The sequence below is a fragment of the Candidatus Ponderosibacter sp. Uisw_141_02 genome (genome assembly GCF_048087665.1).
GTDB lineage: Bacteria > Pseudomonadota > Alphaproteobacteria > Puniceispirillales > Puniceispirillaceae > UBA3439.
Genome location: NZ_CP159807.1, coordinates 42,022 through 57,456, shown reverse-complemented (window position 1 = coordinate 57,456; position 15,435 = coordinate 42,022). Strand labels below are relative to the sequence as shown.

Sequence of the window (15,435 nt, the reverse complement as noted above, 5' to 3'; positions counted from 1 at the left end):
GCCGTTTTTACGAGGGTGACGCTGTACTGTCAATCTTTGTGGTGCGCTTCTGTAGCGCGCATGCGGGCGGCTTCAAGATCTTCGGCAGTATCAATACCGCCGGGGGCGGCATCAATTTTGCCAATGGCAATGGTCATTCCAGCCTCAAGCGCGCGAAGCTGTTCCAACTTTTCTGCCTGCTCTAATGGCGATGGTGGCAAGGCAACAAAACGGGCAAGCGCATCGCGGCGCCAGCCATAAACGCCAATATGATGAAATAGGGCTGTTGTGCCGGTAGGAATGGCAGCGCGGCTAAAATAAAGCGCGGTTCCGAAATCGGCATCTTGCCAGCTAACAACGGCTTTGACCACTTGCGGCCTTGCGGCTTCTTCGGCGCTGGCTGGCGTGACCAGCGTTGCCAGATCGGTTTCGCCACGATCAAGCGTTGTGGCAAGCAAATGCAGAATTTCGGGTGACAAATCAGGAAGATCGCCTTGCAAATTCAAAATCTGGGTAAAACGTCTATCTGGATCAATTGTTTCGATGGCTTCAAAAACCCGATCAGATCCAGATGGGTGATCGGTGCGGGTCATAACCGCCTTGCCACCGGCAGATATGATCACATCGGCAATGGCGCGATCATCTGTCGCAACATAGACTGGGGCCAAATCGGCCGCCATTGCGCGTTCCCAAACATGCTGAATCATAGCTTTTCCGCCGATTTCAGCAAGTGGTTTGCCTGGCAAACGGCTTGCCGCGAGCCGTGCCGGAATAATGATGATTTTTGTGTCATTTTTTGCCATGATTTCGGCAATTCATCACATATTTCGGTTTTGCGCAAAGCAATTTATCGAAATAACGTGACGAAGCATGAGATAGGGGGTTGAGAGGCGGCTCGATTTTCGCTAATTAACCACGCATTGTTTGGTTTTTCGACCGCATGATTTTCGACCACAGGCCTTGCCCGTTCGGGCTGGTTCAAATTGGGAGCCCGGTTTCGGGAATGACGCATGGATGAATTGCGCTTGAATAAAGTGTTTGCAGGGTTTTTGTTTGCTGCCTTGTTGTTAATGGCAGGCGTCAAGATCGCTGATGTGATGGTGCCGCATCAAGAACTTGCTGAAAACGCCTATGTTATCGAGGTTGCTGAAACCACCGATATAGCCGCTGCGGCACCGGTTGATACCGGCCCTGAGTCAATTCTGGCGCTGTTGGCGAGTGCCGATCTTGGTGCAGGCGAAAAACTGTCAAAAAAATGTTCGGCTTGTCATGTCTTTGATGCTGGCGGCCAAAACAAAGTTGGTCCGGCATTGTGGAATGTTGTGAACCGGCCATTGGGCGCATCTGAAGGCTATGCCTATTCTGACGCGCTTGCCGGTTTCGGCGGCGCTTGGGACTATGCCGCGCTGAACGCATTTCTGGCCAAACCAAAAGGCTATATTAGCGGCACAAAGATGAATTTTGCCGGATTGAAAAAGCCACAAGACAGGGCGAATTTGATCGCATGGATGCGGGCCAAGGCTGATAGCCCTGTCGCATTACCAAGCGCCGATGATATCGCAGCTGAAGGTGCCAACTAGCCCGTCTGACATGACGCCTGAACTGACCGGATCTGCCGGTCAGTGTACACCGGCTGATATGATTGCCTTTCTGGCCGGTTTGCCGTTGGTAAGCCGGCCTGTTATTTCCAAATGGTTCCGCCAGAATCCGGCGATTGAAACCAAACAGGACTCATCCCCCGTTACGATTGCCGACCAAAGCGTTGAATGCGATTTACGCGCCGCCATTGCCGCACGTTTCCCCGATGACATGATCATGGGCGAGGAATTTGCCAGCACCGGCAATCAAGACAGCGCCTATCGCTGGATCATTGATCCGATTGATGGCACCAAGGCCTTTATCAGCGGCAAACCTGCCTTTGGCACGCTGGTCGGGCTTTTGCATCACAATCTGCCTGTTGCCGGTCTTGTTGATATGCCGGTTTTTGCCGAATGCTATATTGGCCTGAACGGATTTTCGGGCGCGCATCACGCCGAATTAAACGGCGCCGCCATTTCCCCCAGCGGGCAAAGCGTGCTTGGCGCTGCCCGATTGGCAACAACATCGCCGCGCGCATTAAGCACCGAACGTCTGGTTGATTTTGACCGGCTTGCCGATCAGGTGGCTGTCACCAATTACGGTGGTGATTGTCACAATTACGCATTGCTTGCGGCGGGTCATATTGATCTGGTGATGGAAGATAGTCTTGCCGCGCATGACATGATGGCGGTTGTTGCCCTGATGCTAGCGGCAGGCGCGACGGTCAGTGATCTTTACGGCCAGCCAATCCAGCTTGGTCAATCCACCAGCATTCTTGCTGCCGCAACACCGCAATTACATCAAGCGGCCTTGGCCTTGATATCAGCAGGCGGCTAATCGGCGGTTCCGCATTTCCGCTATGAACAACAAGGAATATCCCATGACGACAATCGGATTTTACGGCAGTTCAAAAATTGATGGATGGCGAACCAAGCTTGGCCGTCATCTAGATGATTTCACCCTTGTCGATTTGATGTCACCTGAGGGTCAGCTTGCCGATATTGCGCTTGTTTGGGCACCACCAAAAGGCGAGCTTGCCAAGATGCCGAATTTGCGCGGCATCATCATGCAGGGTCAGGGTGTCGATTATATGATGCGCGATCAAACCGTACCGCGCGATGTTCCGCTGGTGCGGCTGGTTGATCCGGATATGTCGAATGCACTTAGCCATTGGGCTATTTTGGCGGCACTCGATTTCTGGCGCGACGCTGCCTATTACCGTGATTGTCAAACCAGCAAAACATGGCAACCCATTGTGCAAAGACCGGCAAGCGGTGCAAAAATCGGCATCATGGGCGTTGGCGCTATTGGCGGCATTATGGCACAGCGTTTTGCCGCGCTTGGGTTTGATGTACGCGGCTGGGCGCGCAGTATGCGGCAGATTGACAATGTTGAAATCTTTGCTGGTCATGACGGTCTTGCGCCCTTTCTTGATGGGCTAAATATTCTGGTTTCGGTATTGCCGCTAACACCGGCAACAACTGGCATTATGAATCACCAGCTTTTCAATCAGCTTGCCAAAGGCGCCTATATCATCAATGGCGGCCGTGGCCCGCAATTGGTCGAGGCCGATTTACTTGATGCCATTGGCAGTGGGCAGATTGCCGGTGCGGCTTTGGACGTGTTTGCGATTGAACCTTTGCCAGCCGATCATGCTTTTTGGACGCATCCCAAAATCACCATCTGGCCGCATGTTGCCGCACAAACCAATCCAAACACCGCCGCCATGCAGGTGGCAGCGGCGATCACCGCCATCATGGCCGGACGCGAACCCGAAAACAGAGTTGATTGGGCGCGCGGCTATTAGGCGGCTATTAAGCAGTCTGGAAGGATTCGATAAAGCCATAAAGCGCACGAAGCCCCATCGCCTCACCGCCCTTTGGCCGACCCGGACGCGATGCCAAATTCCACGCCATCACATCAATATGCGCCCAATTGGTGTTTTTACCGGCAAAACGGCGCATGAAAAGCGCGGCCGTAATCGCCCCGCCATATCCCGACAGGCCGGTACTCGACAAGGCCGCATAGCCAGCATCAAGATGCCGGTCATAATCATCAAATAGAGGCAAGCGCCATAGCGGATCTTCGGCCCTATCCGCCGCCGCCAAAATTGCCGCCGCGGTATTGTCATGGTTACAGAACAGGGCTGGCAATTCAGTTCCAAGCGCAACCCGCGCCGCACCGGTAAGGGTGGCAAAATCAATCAAAAAATCAGGCGTATCTTCCAGCGCATAGGCAATGGCATCAGCAAGAACCAGCCGCCCCTCGGCATCGGTATTGCCAACTTCAACCTTCAAGCCAGCGCGCGTGTCGATGATATCAAGCGGGCGCATTGACCGGTCAGAAACAGCATTTTCAGCCGCCGCCACAAGCACACGAAGCTGGATATCAACATGACTTGCCATCAATGCTGCGGCAAGACCAAGAACCGTTGCCGCTCCGCCCATATCTTTTTTCATCATCTCCATCGCCTTTGATGGTTTCAGGTCAAGCCCGCCCGAATCAAAGGTGATGCCCTTGCCAATCAGGGTAATTTTCGGACCTTTTTTCCCCCAGCGAAGATCCATCAGCCTTGGTGCAATTTCAGCAGCGCGGCCAACAATATGAATTGCCGGAAACTCTGTTTCCAAAATTGATCCGCTATGCGTTTCCAGCGTGGCGTCATGCGTTTTGGCCAAGGTCTCCATTGCCGTTTGCAATGCTGCAGGTGTCATATGGTTTGGTGGCTGGTTAATCAAATCACGGCAAAGATAAATCCCGCCCATCTGGCCAATCAAACGGTCGGCATGAATGCCATCTGGCAGGGTCAGGTAATTGACCGCTGGCGCAGCGGCGCTTCGATAAATGTGAAACTGATATTGTCCAAGCCCCCATCCAAGCGCGAGGCTTTCCAACAAACCGGCGTCAAGATCATCCGATGCGGCGGTAAATTGCCAATGGCCTTTTGGCAGGCTGGCCGCCAAGGCAGCGCCATCCCAAACAGCATGATTGCCAAAAATGCCAATGGCGAAATCAATGCGCCCATCAGGGGCGGCAAAATAGATCGATTTACCGGGTTTGGCGTGAAAATTTTGCGCGCTGATCCAGCCTTGATGCGCGTCACTGGCCTTGGCTTGCCAAATGGCAAAATCATCCGTTGTCATCAGGTGAATTTCGGTTCCGTCTGATCCGGCGCTTTTCAGGCCAAAATTTTCGATCATTTTGTTCAATCCTTTTCAAAAATCGCTATTGGTTTGACCCGCTAAAACCACTGATCAAAATTGCCAATATGCCGCCAAAGACGACCGATGGCGTGCCGTGCAGCCGTTACCAAACTAACAGATTAATCGCCAATGCCAACAGCTTTAGCCTTGTTGTGAACATGGTCAATCATCCACCAAAGGCTTAGGCCACGAAGCGCAAGATAACCAACAAAACTGGCCATTAACCCGGTCAAACCAAAGGATAGAAGTAAAATGGCCGCGGCAAAGCTGGCCGAGGCAATGATCATCGCATTACGCATCTGGGTGCCACATGTTGCGCCAACAAAAATGCCATCCATCTGAAAGGCCAGAAAAGACGCCAGCGGAAGGCTGACAACCCAAGGCCAATAGGCATCAGCAAATGCGATCAAGGCTGGTTGGCTTGTCATGAGTGACAGAATAAGCGGCTGGCCCGCCCATAGAAAAACCGATAATAGCAAGGCCATCATACCGGCAAGATAATTTGTCCGGCGAATGACAATGCGGAGCATGGTCGGATTCTTCCGGCCAATCGCCTCGCCAACAAGCGCTTCGGCAGCATGTGCAAAGCCATCAATGGCAAAGGCAAGAAGTCCAAAAATCGACAGCATGATCTGACAGGTGGCAAGCGCCAGATCATCCATCTTTGCAGCTTCATTGAGCAATAAAGCCTCACAGCCAATCAGCAAGATGGTGCGAATGAAAATATCGCGGCCAAGCGTGAAAAACTGCCGGTAAGCCACAAAATCAAGCCATAAAGGCAGGCGCGCACCGGCAAGCGGCCTTATCAATCGCCCAAGCTGGCCTGGCCAGATGCGGGTGATGCGCCATATCATAAATCCAAACCCGCCCCATTGCGCCGCCACTGATGCCATGGCAACACCATCGACGCGCATACCAAAACCAGCAACAAGAACAATATCAAGAAACAGATTGATGCCATTCACCAGAAACAGCAAAGCCATACCAAGACGCATTTGCTGGCGTCCGTAAAGACCGCCAAGAAGAACCATATTGGCAAGCGCCGCCGGAACCGCAAATAGCCGGATTGAGATATAGTCGGTCATTAATTGTTCGGCCATATCACTTGCCGAAAACATATAAAGCGCAGCCATGCTGACAAATGGCGATGCCAGAATGAATAAACTGCCAAGCCCGAAGGCAAGCGTAATGCCACGAATCAATAGAAAGGCAATTTTATCATCCTGACCAGTGCCATACATTTGGGCGACAAGACCGGTTGTTCCCATCCGCAAAAAGCCAAGCCCGAAATAGATGAAATTAAACACGATCATGCCAAGCCCGACACCACCGATAAACACCGGATCATCAAGCCGTCCCATCATTGCCACATCAACCGCCCCAACAAGCGGGATGGTGACATTGGATAACATGATCGGCCATGCCAACTGCCAGATATGGCGCCATCGGGTATGAGCTAGCGGGATGGTGGCGGTTTCGGATCGGCGCATTTCATGTCCGTTGATAATGGGGTGGGCGTGGCGGTGATGTCAGCACAAAAAATGCCAGCCGCCAAGATGGGTCATACGCCTTGCTATCAAACCAATGGCAAAACACGGTTTCAAAGACAGGGTAGCACATGTCCAATTGGGGCAAGATATAAACAAGACAGGATCAAACACCGCACCGCACCGCAACCATCGCGCCTGTTTCCTGCATCTTTGACGCATTATTCGATGATCCGCATTGCCTAACCCTTACGAAACTTGTTATGCCTTGGCTGTGCTTTTTGCATTTGCGGCATAAGAGGATTACGGATTTTGCCCTTCTTTCATTCGCGTCTGGCTCTATATGCCCTTATGGCAATCCTGTCAGTGGTGGTTTTGATCGGCCATCAGGCCTTGCCGCCAATGGATCGTGACGAATCACGTTTCGCACAAGCCAGCAAACAGATGCAGCAAACCGGTGATTATGTCACGGTTCGGTTTCAAGATGAATTGCGCGCGAAAAAACCAGCTGGCATTTACTGGCTGCAATCATCATTTGCCCACATTTTAGGGCCCGATGCGATTGCCTCTTACCGTTTTGTAAATCTATTGGCGCTATTGGCAGCTGTTTTTGCGCTTTATCATATTGGCTTGCAGCTATATGATCCGCGATCAGCCTTGGCGGCAGCAGCGCTATTTTCAAGCGGGTTTCTGGTGCTTGGCGAGGTGCATCTTGCCAAAACCGACACGGTTTTAATGGCGCTGGCACTTGCCCAGCAATGGGCGTTGATGCAGCTTTATCTGGCATGGCAAAACGACCAGCCACCACCACGTCACAGTTGGTTATGGTTTTGGCTTGCGATGGCCGCGGGGATTTTGGTCAAAGGGCCGGTTCTGCCGGTTCTGGCATTGCTGAGCGTGGCAGCGCTTTGCCTGTGGCATCGGCAATTTCGCTGGCTTGCCATAATTCGGTTCTGGCGCGGGTTTGCCATCATTCTTGTTTTATGTTTGCCATGGGCGCTTTTGGTATCGGCGGCAACGGATGGCGCCTTTTTGTCAACAGCGATATCAGGTGATTTGCTCGCCAAGGTCAAATCGGGACAGGAATCCCACGGTGCCGCACCAGGTACATATGCGCTTGTTCTGGCGCTATTGATCTGGCCAGCAACGCCGCTTTTGATATGGGCGGCCGGTCAGGTTAAAGCCTTTACCAGCCGCGCTGAAACACGGTTTTTACTGGCTTGGATTGTGCCATTCTGGGTGATGATCGAGCTGATTCCGACCAAATTACCGCATTACCCGTTACCGATTTTTCCAGCGCTGATTTTACTTTTGATTGGCGGGGTTGCCGTTCTTGCCAAACCGGCAGATGGCACCGCCAAATGGCGGTATTGTCTTGGCATCAGCCTTCGGTATCTTGGCATTGCGGTTGGGCTGGTAATGGCACTAGTGGTCATTTGGGGGGCAATGACATTTGGCGGCGAGACAAGCCGTCAGGCGCTTGGTTTCGCCTTTCTTGGTTTGGGCGTCGCAGCGCTGGCAGCATGGTTTGGCCATTTATGGATTCGCCAAGCCTTGTGGCGTCCCTTTTTTGGCATGATTGGTGCCGCAATGCTGTTTCATATGATTGTCTTTTCAGGGGTCTTTCCAGCCTTGTCCCGCATTCATGTTTCAAGCGCGATTGCCGCGAAGATCGCCGCCTTGCCCGCCGCACCAGCCGCAATTGCGACAAGCGGCTATCAGGAACCGTCATTGGTATTTCTGCTTGGCCGCGACCTGTTGCTTCTTGATCCGACAGAAGCGGCGCTATTCTTGATCGAGGCACCGGGTGGGCTGGCCATTATCGAACAACGACACCAGGCCGCTTTTCTTGACGCCGCCAGCCAGTTGAAACTTGGGCTTGCCCCACCGGTGCAATTATCCGGATTTAACATATCAAAAGGCCAAGAAGTCGTTATTTTATTGTATCGTACCGAGATATTTGACGCGACTGTTAGCAAGGAGTAAAAGCAGAGACCTTTAACAGTCGATGTGACAGTTCCAGTAATGGCATCAAATCCAGCTTCAAAAACCACCAAACGAAACACCGTGAAATCGGGGGCCGTGAAATCGGGGGCTTCCAAAACAACGGCCGCCCAAAAGGTCGGTTCGGCTTCGGTGCTGGCAAACCGCAACCCGGTCGAAATTTCGGTTCTGGTGCCGGTTATGAATGAAGCTGGCAATATTCGGCCATTGATTGATGAAATTTGTTCCGCCTTTGACGGTCGTCAATTCGAAATCATCTATATTGACGATGCCAGCAATGATACCACCGCCGATGAATTGGCCGCAGCCCTTGACGCGGTTCCGCAATTGCGGGTGCTTCGCCATTCGCAACGCGCTGGGCAAAGCGCGGCAATCCGGTCTGGCCTGTTGCAGGCAAATGGCGATCTGATTGGCGTTCTAGATGGTGATGGTCAAAATGTACCAGCCGATTTTCCAGCATTGGAATCATCGGTTATCGCGGCAAGCAAAGATGGCAAAATGGTTATGGCAGCAGGCATTCGCCAGCGCCGTGATGATAGCGCCATGCGTCTATTGGCATCGCGTGGGGCGAAATGGGTGCGCGCCAGCCTTCTTGCCGATACGCATCCAGATTCGGGTTGTGGCATCAAGATTCTGCCACGCGCATTGTTTTTGCAATTGCCCTTTTTCAATCATATGCACCGGTTTATGCCAAGCCTGGTTCGCCGCCATGGCGGGGTGGTTCTTGGTGTGCCAGTGGCGCATCGCCCGCGCATTGCAGGCACGTCGAAATATCGTATTCTTGACCGATTGCTTGTTGGCATTTCCGATGTTTTGGGAGTGATCTGGCTGTTGCGCCGCGCGCCCGCCCAAGGTGCGGTTCATGAAGTGATGACGGCGACGCCGGCAAACAAAAAGACCAAACCAAAGGAAGCAGCGCAATGATCGCTTTTTTGTCGGCATCAATTGAAATGGCGGTTCGCAGCTTTGCCAACGCGTTGCTGGCGGTATTTCCATTTTTACCAGCCAGCCTTGCAACCAATCCCGAACAGATCATGATCATAATTGGCTTTGCCGGACAGGGGCTGTTTGCCATGCGCTTTATCGTGCAATGGCTGACTTCCGAAGGTCAGGGTCGGTCGGTTATCCCGATTGCTTTTTGGTATTTTTCGATTGGTGGCGGGGCGGTTTTGCTGCTTTACGCGATTTGGCGGCAAGATCCGGTGATCATTTGCGGACAGGGGCTTGGCCTATTTATCTATCTTCGCAATCTGTTTTTGATCCGAAAATCGCAAAGCAATGCCGCCAAAGGTGATACGGCCTAAAGGCTGGTTTTGCCCATTTCCATAATGATGGCCCAATGTTCGGCTGAAACCGGCGTGACGGATAGGCGTGACTGGCGCACCAAAGCCATTTCAGCCAAACGGTCGTCAGATTTGATTTGCCCAAGCGTCACCGGAACCGCCATCGGTTTTACTGCCCGAATCGTAACCATGCCAAATCGGCCGCTGGCATCGGTTGGGTCGGGATGATACAGCGCCGAAACTTCAGCAATACCGACAATCTGTTTTTCATTAACCGAATGATAGAAAAACACCAAATCGCCAATTTTCATGGCTTTCATATTATTGGATGCCTGATGATTGCGAACGCCATCCCAGCCTTCGCCAGCCGCACCGCGATCCATCTGGTTTTGCCATGACCATGATGATGGTTCAGATTTCATAAGCCAATATTGCATCATACTGTCTTGCTAATGATCGGATCATCACGCCTATTCGGCGCCGGCACGGCGGGCAAGCAGGCTTGCCACAACCGCATGTAAATTCTGGCCATGATTAACCAGATTGTCCACCGCATTTGTGATCGGCAAATCTACCCCTTTGGCTTTTGCCAATGCAGCAAGCTGGGCAACAGTACGGCTTCCTTCGGCAAGCTTAGCCGGCGGTGCTTCGCCGCGCCCAAGCGCCATGCCAAATGCCATATTGCGCGAATGTGGCCCGGCGCAAGTCAAGGCCAGATCGCCAACACCAGCAAGCCCGAAAATCGTATCCGGCTTGGCACCCATCAGGCTGGCAAATCGGGCGATTTCAGCAAGCCCGCGTGTCAGAATAGCGGCCTTGGCATTATCGCCAAATCCGGCACCAACGGCGCAGCCTGCGGCAATCGCAATGACGTTTTTCATGGCACCGGCAAGCGCAACACCAACCGGATCATCATTGCTGTAGAGCCGCAAATTACTACCTTCAAAAGCATCTTGAATGCGGTTGGCGGTTGCCAGATCATCGCTCGCTGCAACCAATGCAGCTGGCAATCCGGCAAACACCTCATCGGCAAAGCTTGGCCCGGAAAACACCGCCAATGGAAGGTCTGGCAGCAATCGTGATGCAAGGTCGGTAAGCAGCATGGCACTGCCATCATCAGCCTTGCCAATGCCTTTTGCACAGAGGCTAACCACCGCTAGCGGACGATTTTTCTGACGCTCGGCAATCATCATAAAACTGGCTTGATTGGCCACCACCGGAACCGCAACAAAAATCAGCTCGGCACCATCAAGGCAGGCCGGATCAAGCGTTGCGGCGATGGGCGCTGCTGGCGGCGAATCAGGCAATTGCAAACAATGACCCATTGCCAGCGCATCAACACTTTCCTGACGCCGCGCCAAAACCATTGTTTGCTGGCCAGCGCGATTCAGCGCGGTGGCGATAGCCGCCCCCCAACTGCCTGCACCAATCACAACAGCACGAGCCACAATTGCGCGGGTCATTGGCGCACCCCCCGACCGGGTGGCGGGCTTGCCTCAGGATCAAGCGGCCATCTGGGGCGCGGCACAAAAGCTAGATCATCAGGCCGGTCAAACCGCTCAAGCGCGGCCCAAGCAATCATCGCCGCATTATCGGTACATAATTTTGCTGGCGGCACCGAGAGGCGAAAATTGGCATCGGCTGCAACCCGCTGCAAAACCGCAAAAATATGCTGATTGGCAGCAACACCCCCAGCAATGACAAGCGCTGGCTGATTAGCATCATCATCCGGAAATTCCGCGCGAAAGCGGGTTAATGCCGCCTTGGTACGATCGGCAAGACAATCAGCAATCGCCGCTTGCAAACTGGCAGCAAGATCGGCAATCGGTGCCGCCTCAGGCCCGCCAAGCTGGCTTAGCCGATTGACCAGAGCCGTTTTCAAACCGGAAAAGGAAAAATGGCATCCGGCACTGCCTTTTAGCGGGCGTGGCAGCGCGATTGCTTTGGCATCACCCGATTTTGCTGCCGCTTCAATCGCCGGCCCACCCGGATAGCCAAGCCCCATTGCCTTGGCGCATTTATCAAAAGCCTCACCAGCGGCATCATCCATGGTTGTGCCATAGCGGCGATAATCACCCGGCCCCGCGACAGCTAATAGCTGGGTATGGCCGCCTGAAACCAAAAGCAGCAAATAGGGAAAAGCCACATCATCGGCAAGCCGCGGACTAAGCGCATGGCCTTCAAGATGGTTGACCGCAAAATAGGGAATCTGTCGTGCAGCGGCAATGGCCTTGGCGGTGACCGTACCAACCGCAACCCCGCCAATTAAGCCGGGTCCACCGGTTGCCGCAACAGCGTCGATATCACCCATCGTCAAGCCGGCCGCGGCAAGCGCGTCACGAATCACCTGATCAATCATTTCGAGATGCGCCCGTGCGGCAACTTCGGGAACAACACCGCCATGTTTGGCATGGGTTTCGATTTGTGACGCAATTTCATTGGCGTAAATGGTTTTATCAGCCGCAACAATCGCCGCTGCGGTTTCGTCGCAACTGCTTTCAATGCCAAGCATAATTACGGGGCTTTGCGCCATGAATGATATTCCTCTAAAAAACTTGCCCCACCTTATCCGAAGCCGGATTGAGATGCCAGTCCTGTCAACAAAACAGCCAAACATGCCGGTTTTTCTGAAAAGCTGGTTTTTTGGCTTTGCATTTGCGAGCCAGCCCTTTAGACATGGCGTGCTATGAAAGTTGATGTCTCGTTTTTTGATGCTAATCCAGTGCGGTTGGCAAGCCGTGCGTCGCAGCTGGCGATGGTGCAGGCTGAAATGGTTTGCACCGCGCTTCAGCCGGCCGCCGTAACGGTGCGTCCAGTAACAAGTGAAGGCGACCGGATTCTCGATCGCTCGCTTGTTGAGGCTGGCGGCAAAGGGCTGTTTATCAAGGAACTTGAACGGTCAATTCTGGCTGGCGAGTCCGACGCTGCTGTTCATTCGATGAAAGATATGGAAACGCATTTTGCCGCCGGCACCGAAATCGGGGCGGTCATGGTGCGCGAGGATCGCCGTGATGCGCTTGTCGGGCCCTATCAAAGCCTTGATGATTTGCCAAAAGGCGCGCGCATCGGCACCGCCTCGGTACGCCGCGCCGCAATCCTGCTTTATTACCGGCCTGATCTTCAAATCAATCTGATCCGTGGCAATTTGAACCGGCGGCTTGGTTTGCTGGCGGCGGGTGATTATGACGCCCTTATTCTTGCCGTTGCTGGCATTAAACGGCTTGGGGTTGATATTGCCTATGCGCCGATTGACGCCGAGATCATGCCATCGGCGGTGGCACAAGGCGCACTTGCCATTCAGATCGCCGCCGCCGATACACCGCGCGCCGTTGCGGTCAAAAATCTTGTTTCGACTTTGACCTGTCCAACTGCGCTTGTTGAAGTGACTGCCGAACGCGCACTTTTGAGCTTTCTTGATGGATCATGTCAAACGCCCATTTCGGCAAGCGCAGTTTTAGATGCAACCGGCCATGTCACGCTTGATGGCATGATTTTGCGCCCTGATGGCAGCGCGGCGCATCGAAAGCAAATGCGCGCACCTGCTGATCAAGCTGAAAGATTGGGCGCTGAATTGGGCGCTGAATTAATTGGCCTTGCTGGTGGCCGCGACTTTTTGGTTTAATTCCCGCTAGATTAATTCTGGTCGGATTGATTCTGGTTGGATTGATTCTGGCTGGTTTTAAATTATCGGCCTTAACCTCAATGGCGCAAAAGGGATGATAATGGCAAAATTCACCCTGATTATCCGGCCGCAACCTGATGCTGATCGTGATGTTGGCTGGCTAAACCGCTATGGCGTGCCAGCGATTGCCAGTCCGGTGATGAGCGGCGCGCCGGTTTTGCCTCCTTCATTGGCGCATGATCTTGGCAATCCGGCAGATTTTACCGGCATTATTTTTACCAGCCGCCATGCGGTCGATGCGGTTGCCAAGACGGCCGACGCCACCACATGGATTTCAAAACCAGCCTTTGTTGTTGGATCAGCAACAGCCGCCGCAGCAAAACAGGCCGGATTTAAAAACATCATCATCGGCAGTGGCGGCGGCGCAGGCTTGGTTGAACCAATCCGGCAAGCCGTGACAGATGCCAATCGTGCAAATCCACAAAAGGCCAATTTATTATGGCCAAGTGCGCGTGAAATTAGTTTTGATATGACCGCAGCCATGCGCCGCCATGATATTGCGGTTCAACGTTTACCAGCCTATCAGATGACGGCCAATGCCGATCTTGTGCCGCCAGTTCGTGCGGCATTGGCAAAAAATTGCATTTCCGCGGTGATTGGGATGTCGCCAAGATCGATCCAGATTTTGCGGGAAAATATGGACGCTTCTGGGCTGGGGTCTGCCCGAAACAAGATTGACCTAATCGCTAGCAGTGACGCGATTGCTGCGGCGGCAGGTGATGGGTGGGACCATGTCTATGTAGCACGCCATCCGCGCCGAAGCCGGCTTCTAGCGATCGCAGTTCTGCGGCATCGGCGATTTGATCTGGCATAAGCCAGCCTGCAGATTTTGCATCGGCCATATGCGGTGACGCTGGTATCTTGTCATGCGGCTATGATATGATTTGCTGGGATATGATCTGGGTGGATATGATTTGCTGGGATAGGCTCTACTAGAGACTGTATCCAATCGCGGCAGGCAAAGAGCAAATAAGGTTCGGCAAAAAGCATTATGGCAAAATCAAAGCGACCATCCGCCAAAACGGGCGATACGATTGACGGGGATGCGGTTGAAAAATCCGTAGATCAAACAGCGCCGCCACATGCCAGCGCATCAAAACATAACCAGACCGCACCGCCGCCGAGTGGCTTCTCCAGTGGCCACTCATCTAACGCTGGTTCTTTAATCACATTTGCGGCCTTGGCCTTGTCGATTTTGGCCGTTGGTCTTGCCGGTTTTGCCATTTGGCAGCAACGCCAAAACACAGCCGATATCGTCGCCCTTATGCCAGTTAGCAACAGTGATGCAATGGAATCGGCGAATATTACAAATTTGGAGCCTAATAATTCGGGGCCTAGTAGTTCAGAGGAAAGTAGTTCAGATCTTGCTGACCGGCTTACCGCGCTTGAAAGCCAGCTTGCCGCCGACCGGCAAAGCCAGCAATCGGCACTTGCTGGCCTGCAAGACCAGATGGCCACGCCACCACCAGCCGCCGATAACAGCCAAAATAATGATTTCGGCAGTGATGCCAAAGCCGATATTGCCGCCATTCGTAATGACATGGATCAACGCTTTGCCGCGCTTGAGGCAGCATTGGCCAACCAAGCCCTGCCAGTAAAAGCGGGTGAAGATGCCAGCGATAATGCCGATAGCCAGCCGGCGGCCGGCACGCAACCTGCCAGCACCAGCCCGCAAATGACCGCGCCAACAGGCCTTTTGGTTGTCAGTGGCCTTCTTGCTGATAATCTGGCTGGCCAGCCACTTGAGCGCTGGTTGTCATTGCTACAAGGGCTTGCCGATCGCGGTGCCAACATAACCGGCCTTGCGCCATTGCAAAACGCGGCAAATCCGATGCCGGACAGCCCGCATCAATTGCTGCAAATGGCCTATGATTTGGTGCCGCAAATGACCGCCGCGTTAAATCATGCTGCCGATAATGCCGGATTTTTGGAAAAAACCGGTGCCAAGCTTGGCCAGCTTGTCCAGCTTCGGGCAATTGGCGACGGCGCTGGTGGCAATGCCGCTGCGCTTGGTGATTTTGAAACGGCGCTTGCGCTTAAAGATCTTGGCAGCGCGATCAATGCCGCGGGGCAATGGTCGGGGTCTGATCTGCCATCGCTTGATGCGTGGTTGTCTGCCGCCAAGGCGCGCCAGACACTTGATAAGGCGGTCAATGGGCTGGTGACAGACTATCTTGCCACTGCCATTGATGTTCAATAATGCCAAGAGCTGGATTGCA

At 53.3% G+C, this 15,435-nt stretch carries 16 protein-coding genes; 10 read left to right on the top strand and 6 right to left on the bottom strand.

Going from position 1 to position 15,435, the window contains the following annotated elements:
- Nucleotides 1-29: 29 nt before the first annotated feature.
- Nucleotides 30-782 carry a 3-deoxy-manno-octulosonate cytidylyltransferase gene (locus tag ABXT40_RS00275; RefSeq protein ID WP_443645848.1) on the bottom strand — a complete coding sequence of 251 codons (753 nt, stop codon included), beginning with the start codon at nt 780-782 and terminating at the stop codon, nt 30-32.
- A 207-nt stretch (nt 783-989) separates the two neighbouring features.
- Between ABXT40_RS00275 and ABXT40_RS00270 the strand changes: the two genes are divergently transcribed.
- Genes ABXT40_RS00270 through ABXT40_RS00260 form a run of 3 tightly spaced genes read left to right on the top strand, consistent with a single transcriptional unit; the run spans nt 990 to nt 3,364 of the window.
- Nucleotides 990-1,559: a c-type cytochrome gene (locus tag ABXT40_RS00270; RefSeq protein WP_443645847.1), complete on the top strand. Its 570-nt coding sequence runs from the start codon at nt 990-992 to the stop codon at nt 1,557-1,559.
- Nucleotides 1,531-2,394 carry an inositol monophosphatase family protein gene (locus ABXT40_RS00265; protein WP_443645846.1) on the top strand — a complete coding sequence of 288 codons (864 nt, stop codon included), beginning with the start codon at nt 1,531-1,533 and terminating at the stop codon, nt 2,392-2,394. The genes ABXT40_RS00270 and ABXT40_RS00265 overlap by 29 nt, the downstream gene beginning before the upstream one ends.
- A gap of 43 nt (nt 2,395-2,437) precedes the next feature.
- Nucleotides 2,438-3,364 (top strand): 2-hydroxyacid dehydrogenase, encoded by a 927-nt coding sequence (locus tag ABXT40_RS00260; RefSeq protein ID WP_443645845.1) that lies wholly within the window; start codon nt 2,438-2,440, stop codon nt 3,362-3,364.
- A gap of 7 nt (nt 3,365-3,371) precedes the next feature.
- On the opposite strand, the gene ABXT40_RS00255 is transcribed toward ABXT40_RS00260, so the two are convergent.
- Nucleotides 3,372-4,757 carry a leucyl aminopeptidase family protein gene (locus ABXT40_RS00255; protein WP_443645844.1) on the bottom strand — a complete coding sequence of 462 codons (1,386 nt, stop codon included), beginning with the start codon at nt 4,755-4,757 and terminating at the stop codon, nt 3,372-3,374.
- Between the two features lie 122 nt (nt 4,758-4,879).
- On the bottom strand, nt 4,880-6,250 hold the full coding sequence (locus tag ABXT40_RS00250) for an MATE family efflux transporter (protein WP_443645843.1): 1,371 nt from the start codon (nt 6,248-6,250) through the stop codon (nt 4,880-4,882).
- Nucleotides 6,251-6,253: 3 nt separating this feature from the next.
- On the opposite strand from ABXT40_RS00250, the gene ABXT40_RS00245 reads away from it, so the two are divergent.
- From ABXT40_RS00245 to ABXT40_RS00230, 4 genes are all read left to right on the top strand, one after another.
- Entirely contained in the window at nt 6,254-6,493 is a 240-nt protein-coding gene (locus ABXT40_RS00245; RefSeq protein ID WP_443645842.1) for a hypothetical protein, read from the top strand.
- 66 nt (nt 6,494-6,559) lie between these two features.
- Nucleotides 6,560-8,233 carry an ArnT family glycosyltransferase gene (locus ABXT40_RS00240; RefSeq protein WP_443645841.1) on the top strand — a complete coding sequence of 558 codons (1,674 nt, stop codon included), beginning with the start codon at nt 6,560-6,562 and terminating at the stop codon, nt 8,231-8,233.
- A 39-nt stretch (nt 8,234-8,272) separates the two neighbouring features.
- Nucleotides 8,273-9,175: a glycosyltransferase family 2 protein gene (locus tag ABXT40_RS00235; protein ID WP_443645840.1), complete on the top strand. Its 903-nt coding sequence runs from the start codon at nt 8,273-8,275 to the stop codon at nt 9,173-9,175.
- Nucleotides 9,172-9,555: a lipid-A-disaccharide synthase N-terminal domain-containing protein gene (locus ABXT40_RS00230; RefSeq protein ID WP_443645839.1), complete on the top strand. Its 384-nt coding sequence runs from the start codon at nt 9,172-9,174 to the stop codon at nt 9,553-9,555. The genes ABXT40_RS00235 and ABXT40_RS00230 overlap by 4 nt, the downstream gene beginning before the upstream one ends.
- On the opposite strand, the gene ABXT40_RS00225 is transcribed toward ABXT40_RS00230, so the two are convergent.
- From ABXT40_RS00225 to tsaD, 3 genes are read right to left on the bottom strand one after another with little or no spacing between them, the layout of a single operon-like run.
- Entirely contained in the window at nt 9,552-9,971 is a 420-nt protein-coding gene (locus ABXT40_RS00225) for an EVE domain-containing protein (RefSeq protein ID WP_443645838.1), read from the bottom strand. The genes ABXT40_RS00230 and ABXT40_RS00225 overlap by 4 nt on opposite strands.
- Before the next feature lie 33 nt (nt 9,972-10,004).
- A complete protein-coding gene (locus ABXT40_RS00220; protein ID WP_443645837.1) occupies nt 10,005-10,997 on the bottom strand; it encodes an NAD(P)H-dependent glycerol-3-phosphate dehydrogenase in 993 nt (330 codons plus the stop codon).
- Nucleotides 10,994-12,067 carry a tRNA (adenosine(37)-N6)-threonylcarbamoyltransferase complex transferase subunit TsaD gene (tsaD, locus tag ABXT40_RS00215; protein ID WP_443645836.1) on the bottom strand — a complete coding sequence of 358 codons (1,074 nt, stop codon included), beginning with the start codon at nt 12,065-12,067 and terminating at the stop codon, nt 10,994-10,996. The genes ABXT40_RS00220 and tsaD overlap by 4 nt, the downstream gene beginning before the upstream one ends.
- Nucleotides 12,068-12,220: 153 nt before the next feature.
- On the opposite strand from tsaD, the gene hemC reads away from it, so the two are divergent.
- The 3 genes from hemC (at nt 12,221) to ABXT40_RS00200 (ending at nt 15,416) form a co-directional block, all read left to right on the top strand.
- Nucleotides 12,221-13,156: a hydroxymethylbilane synthase gene (gene hemC, locus ABXT40_RS00210; protein WP_443645835.1), complete on the top strand. Its 936-nt coding sequence runs from the start codon at nt 12,221-12,223 to the stop codon at nt 13,154-13,156.
- Nucleotides 13,157-13,256: 100 nt separating this feature from the next.
- Nucleotides 13,257-14,030, top strand: a complete 774-nt coding sequence (locus tag ABXT40_RS00205; RefSeq protein ID WP_443645834.1) for a uroporphyrinogen-III synthase — start codon at nt 13,257-13,259, stop codon at nt 14,028-14,030.
- Between the two features lie 177 nt (nt 14,031-14,207).
- On the top strand, nt 14,208-15,416 hold the full coding sequence (locus ABXT40_RS00200) for a hypothetical protein (RefSeq protein ID WP_443645833.1): 1,209 nt from the start codon (nt 14,208-14,210) through the stop codon (nt 15,414-15,416).
- Nucleotides 15,417-15,435: the final 19 nt, after the last annotated feature.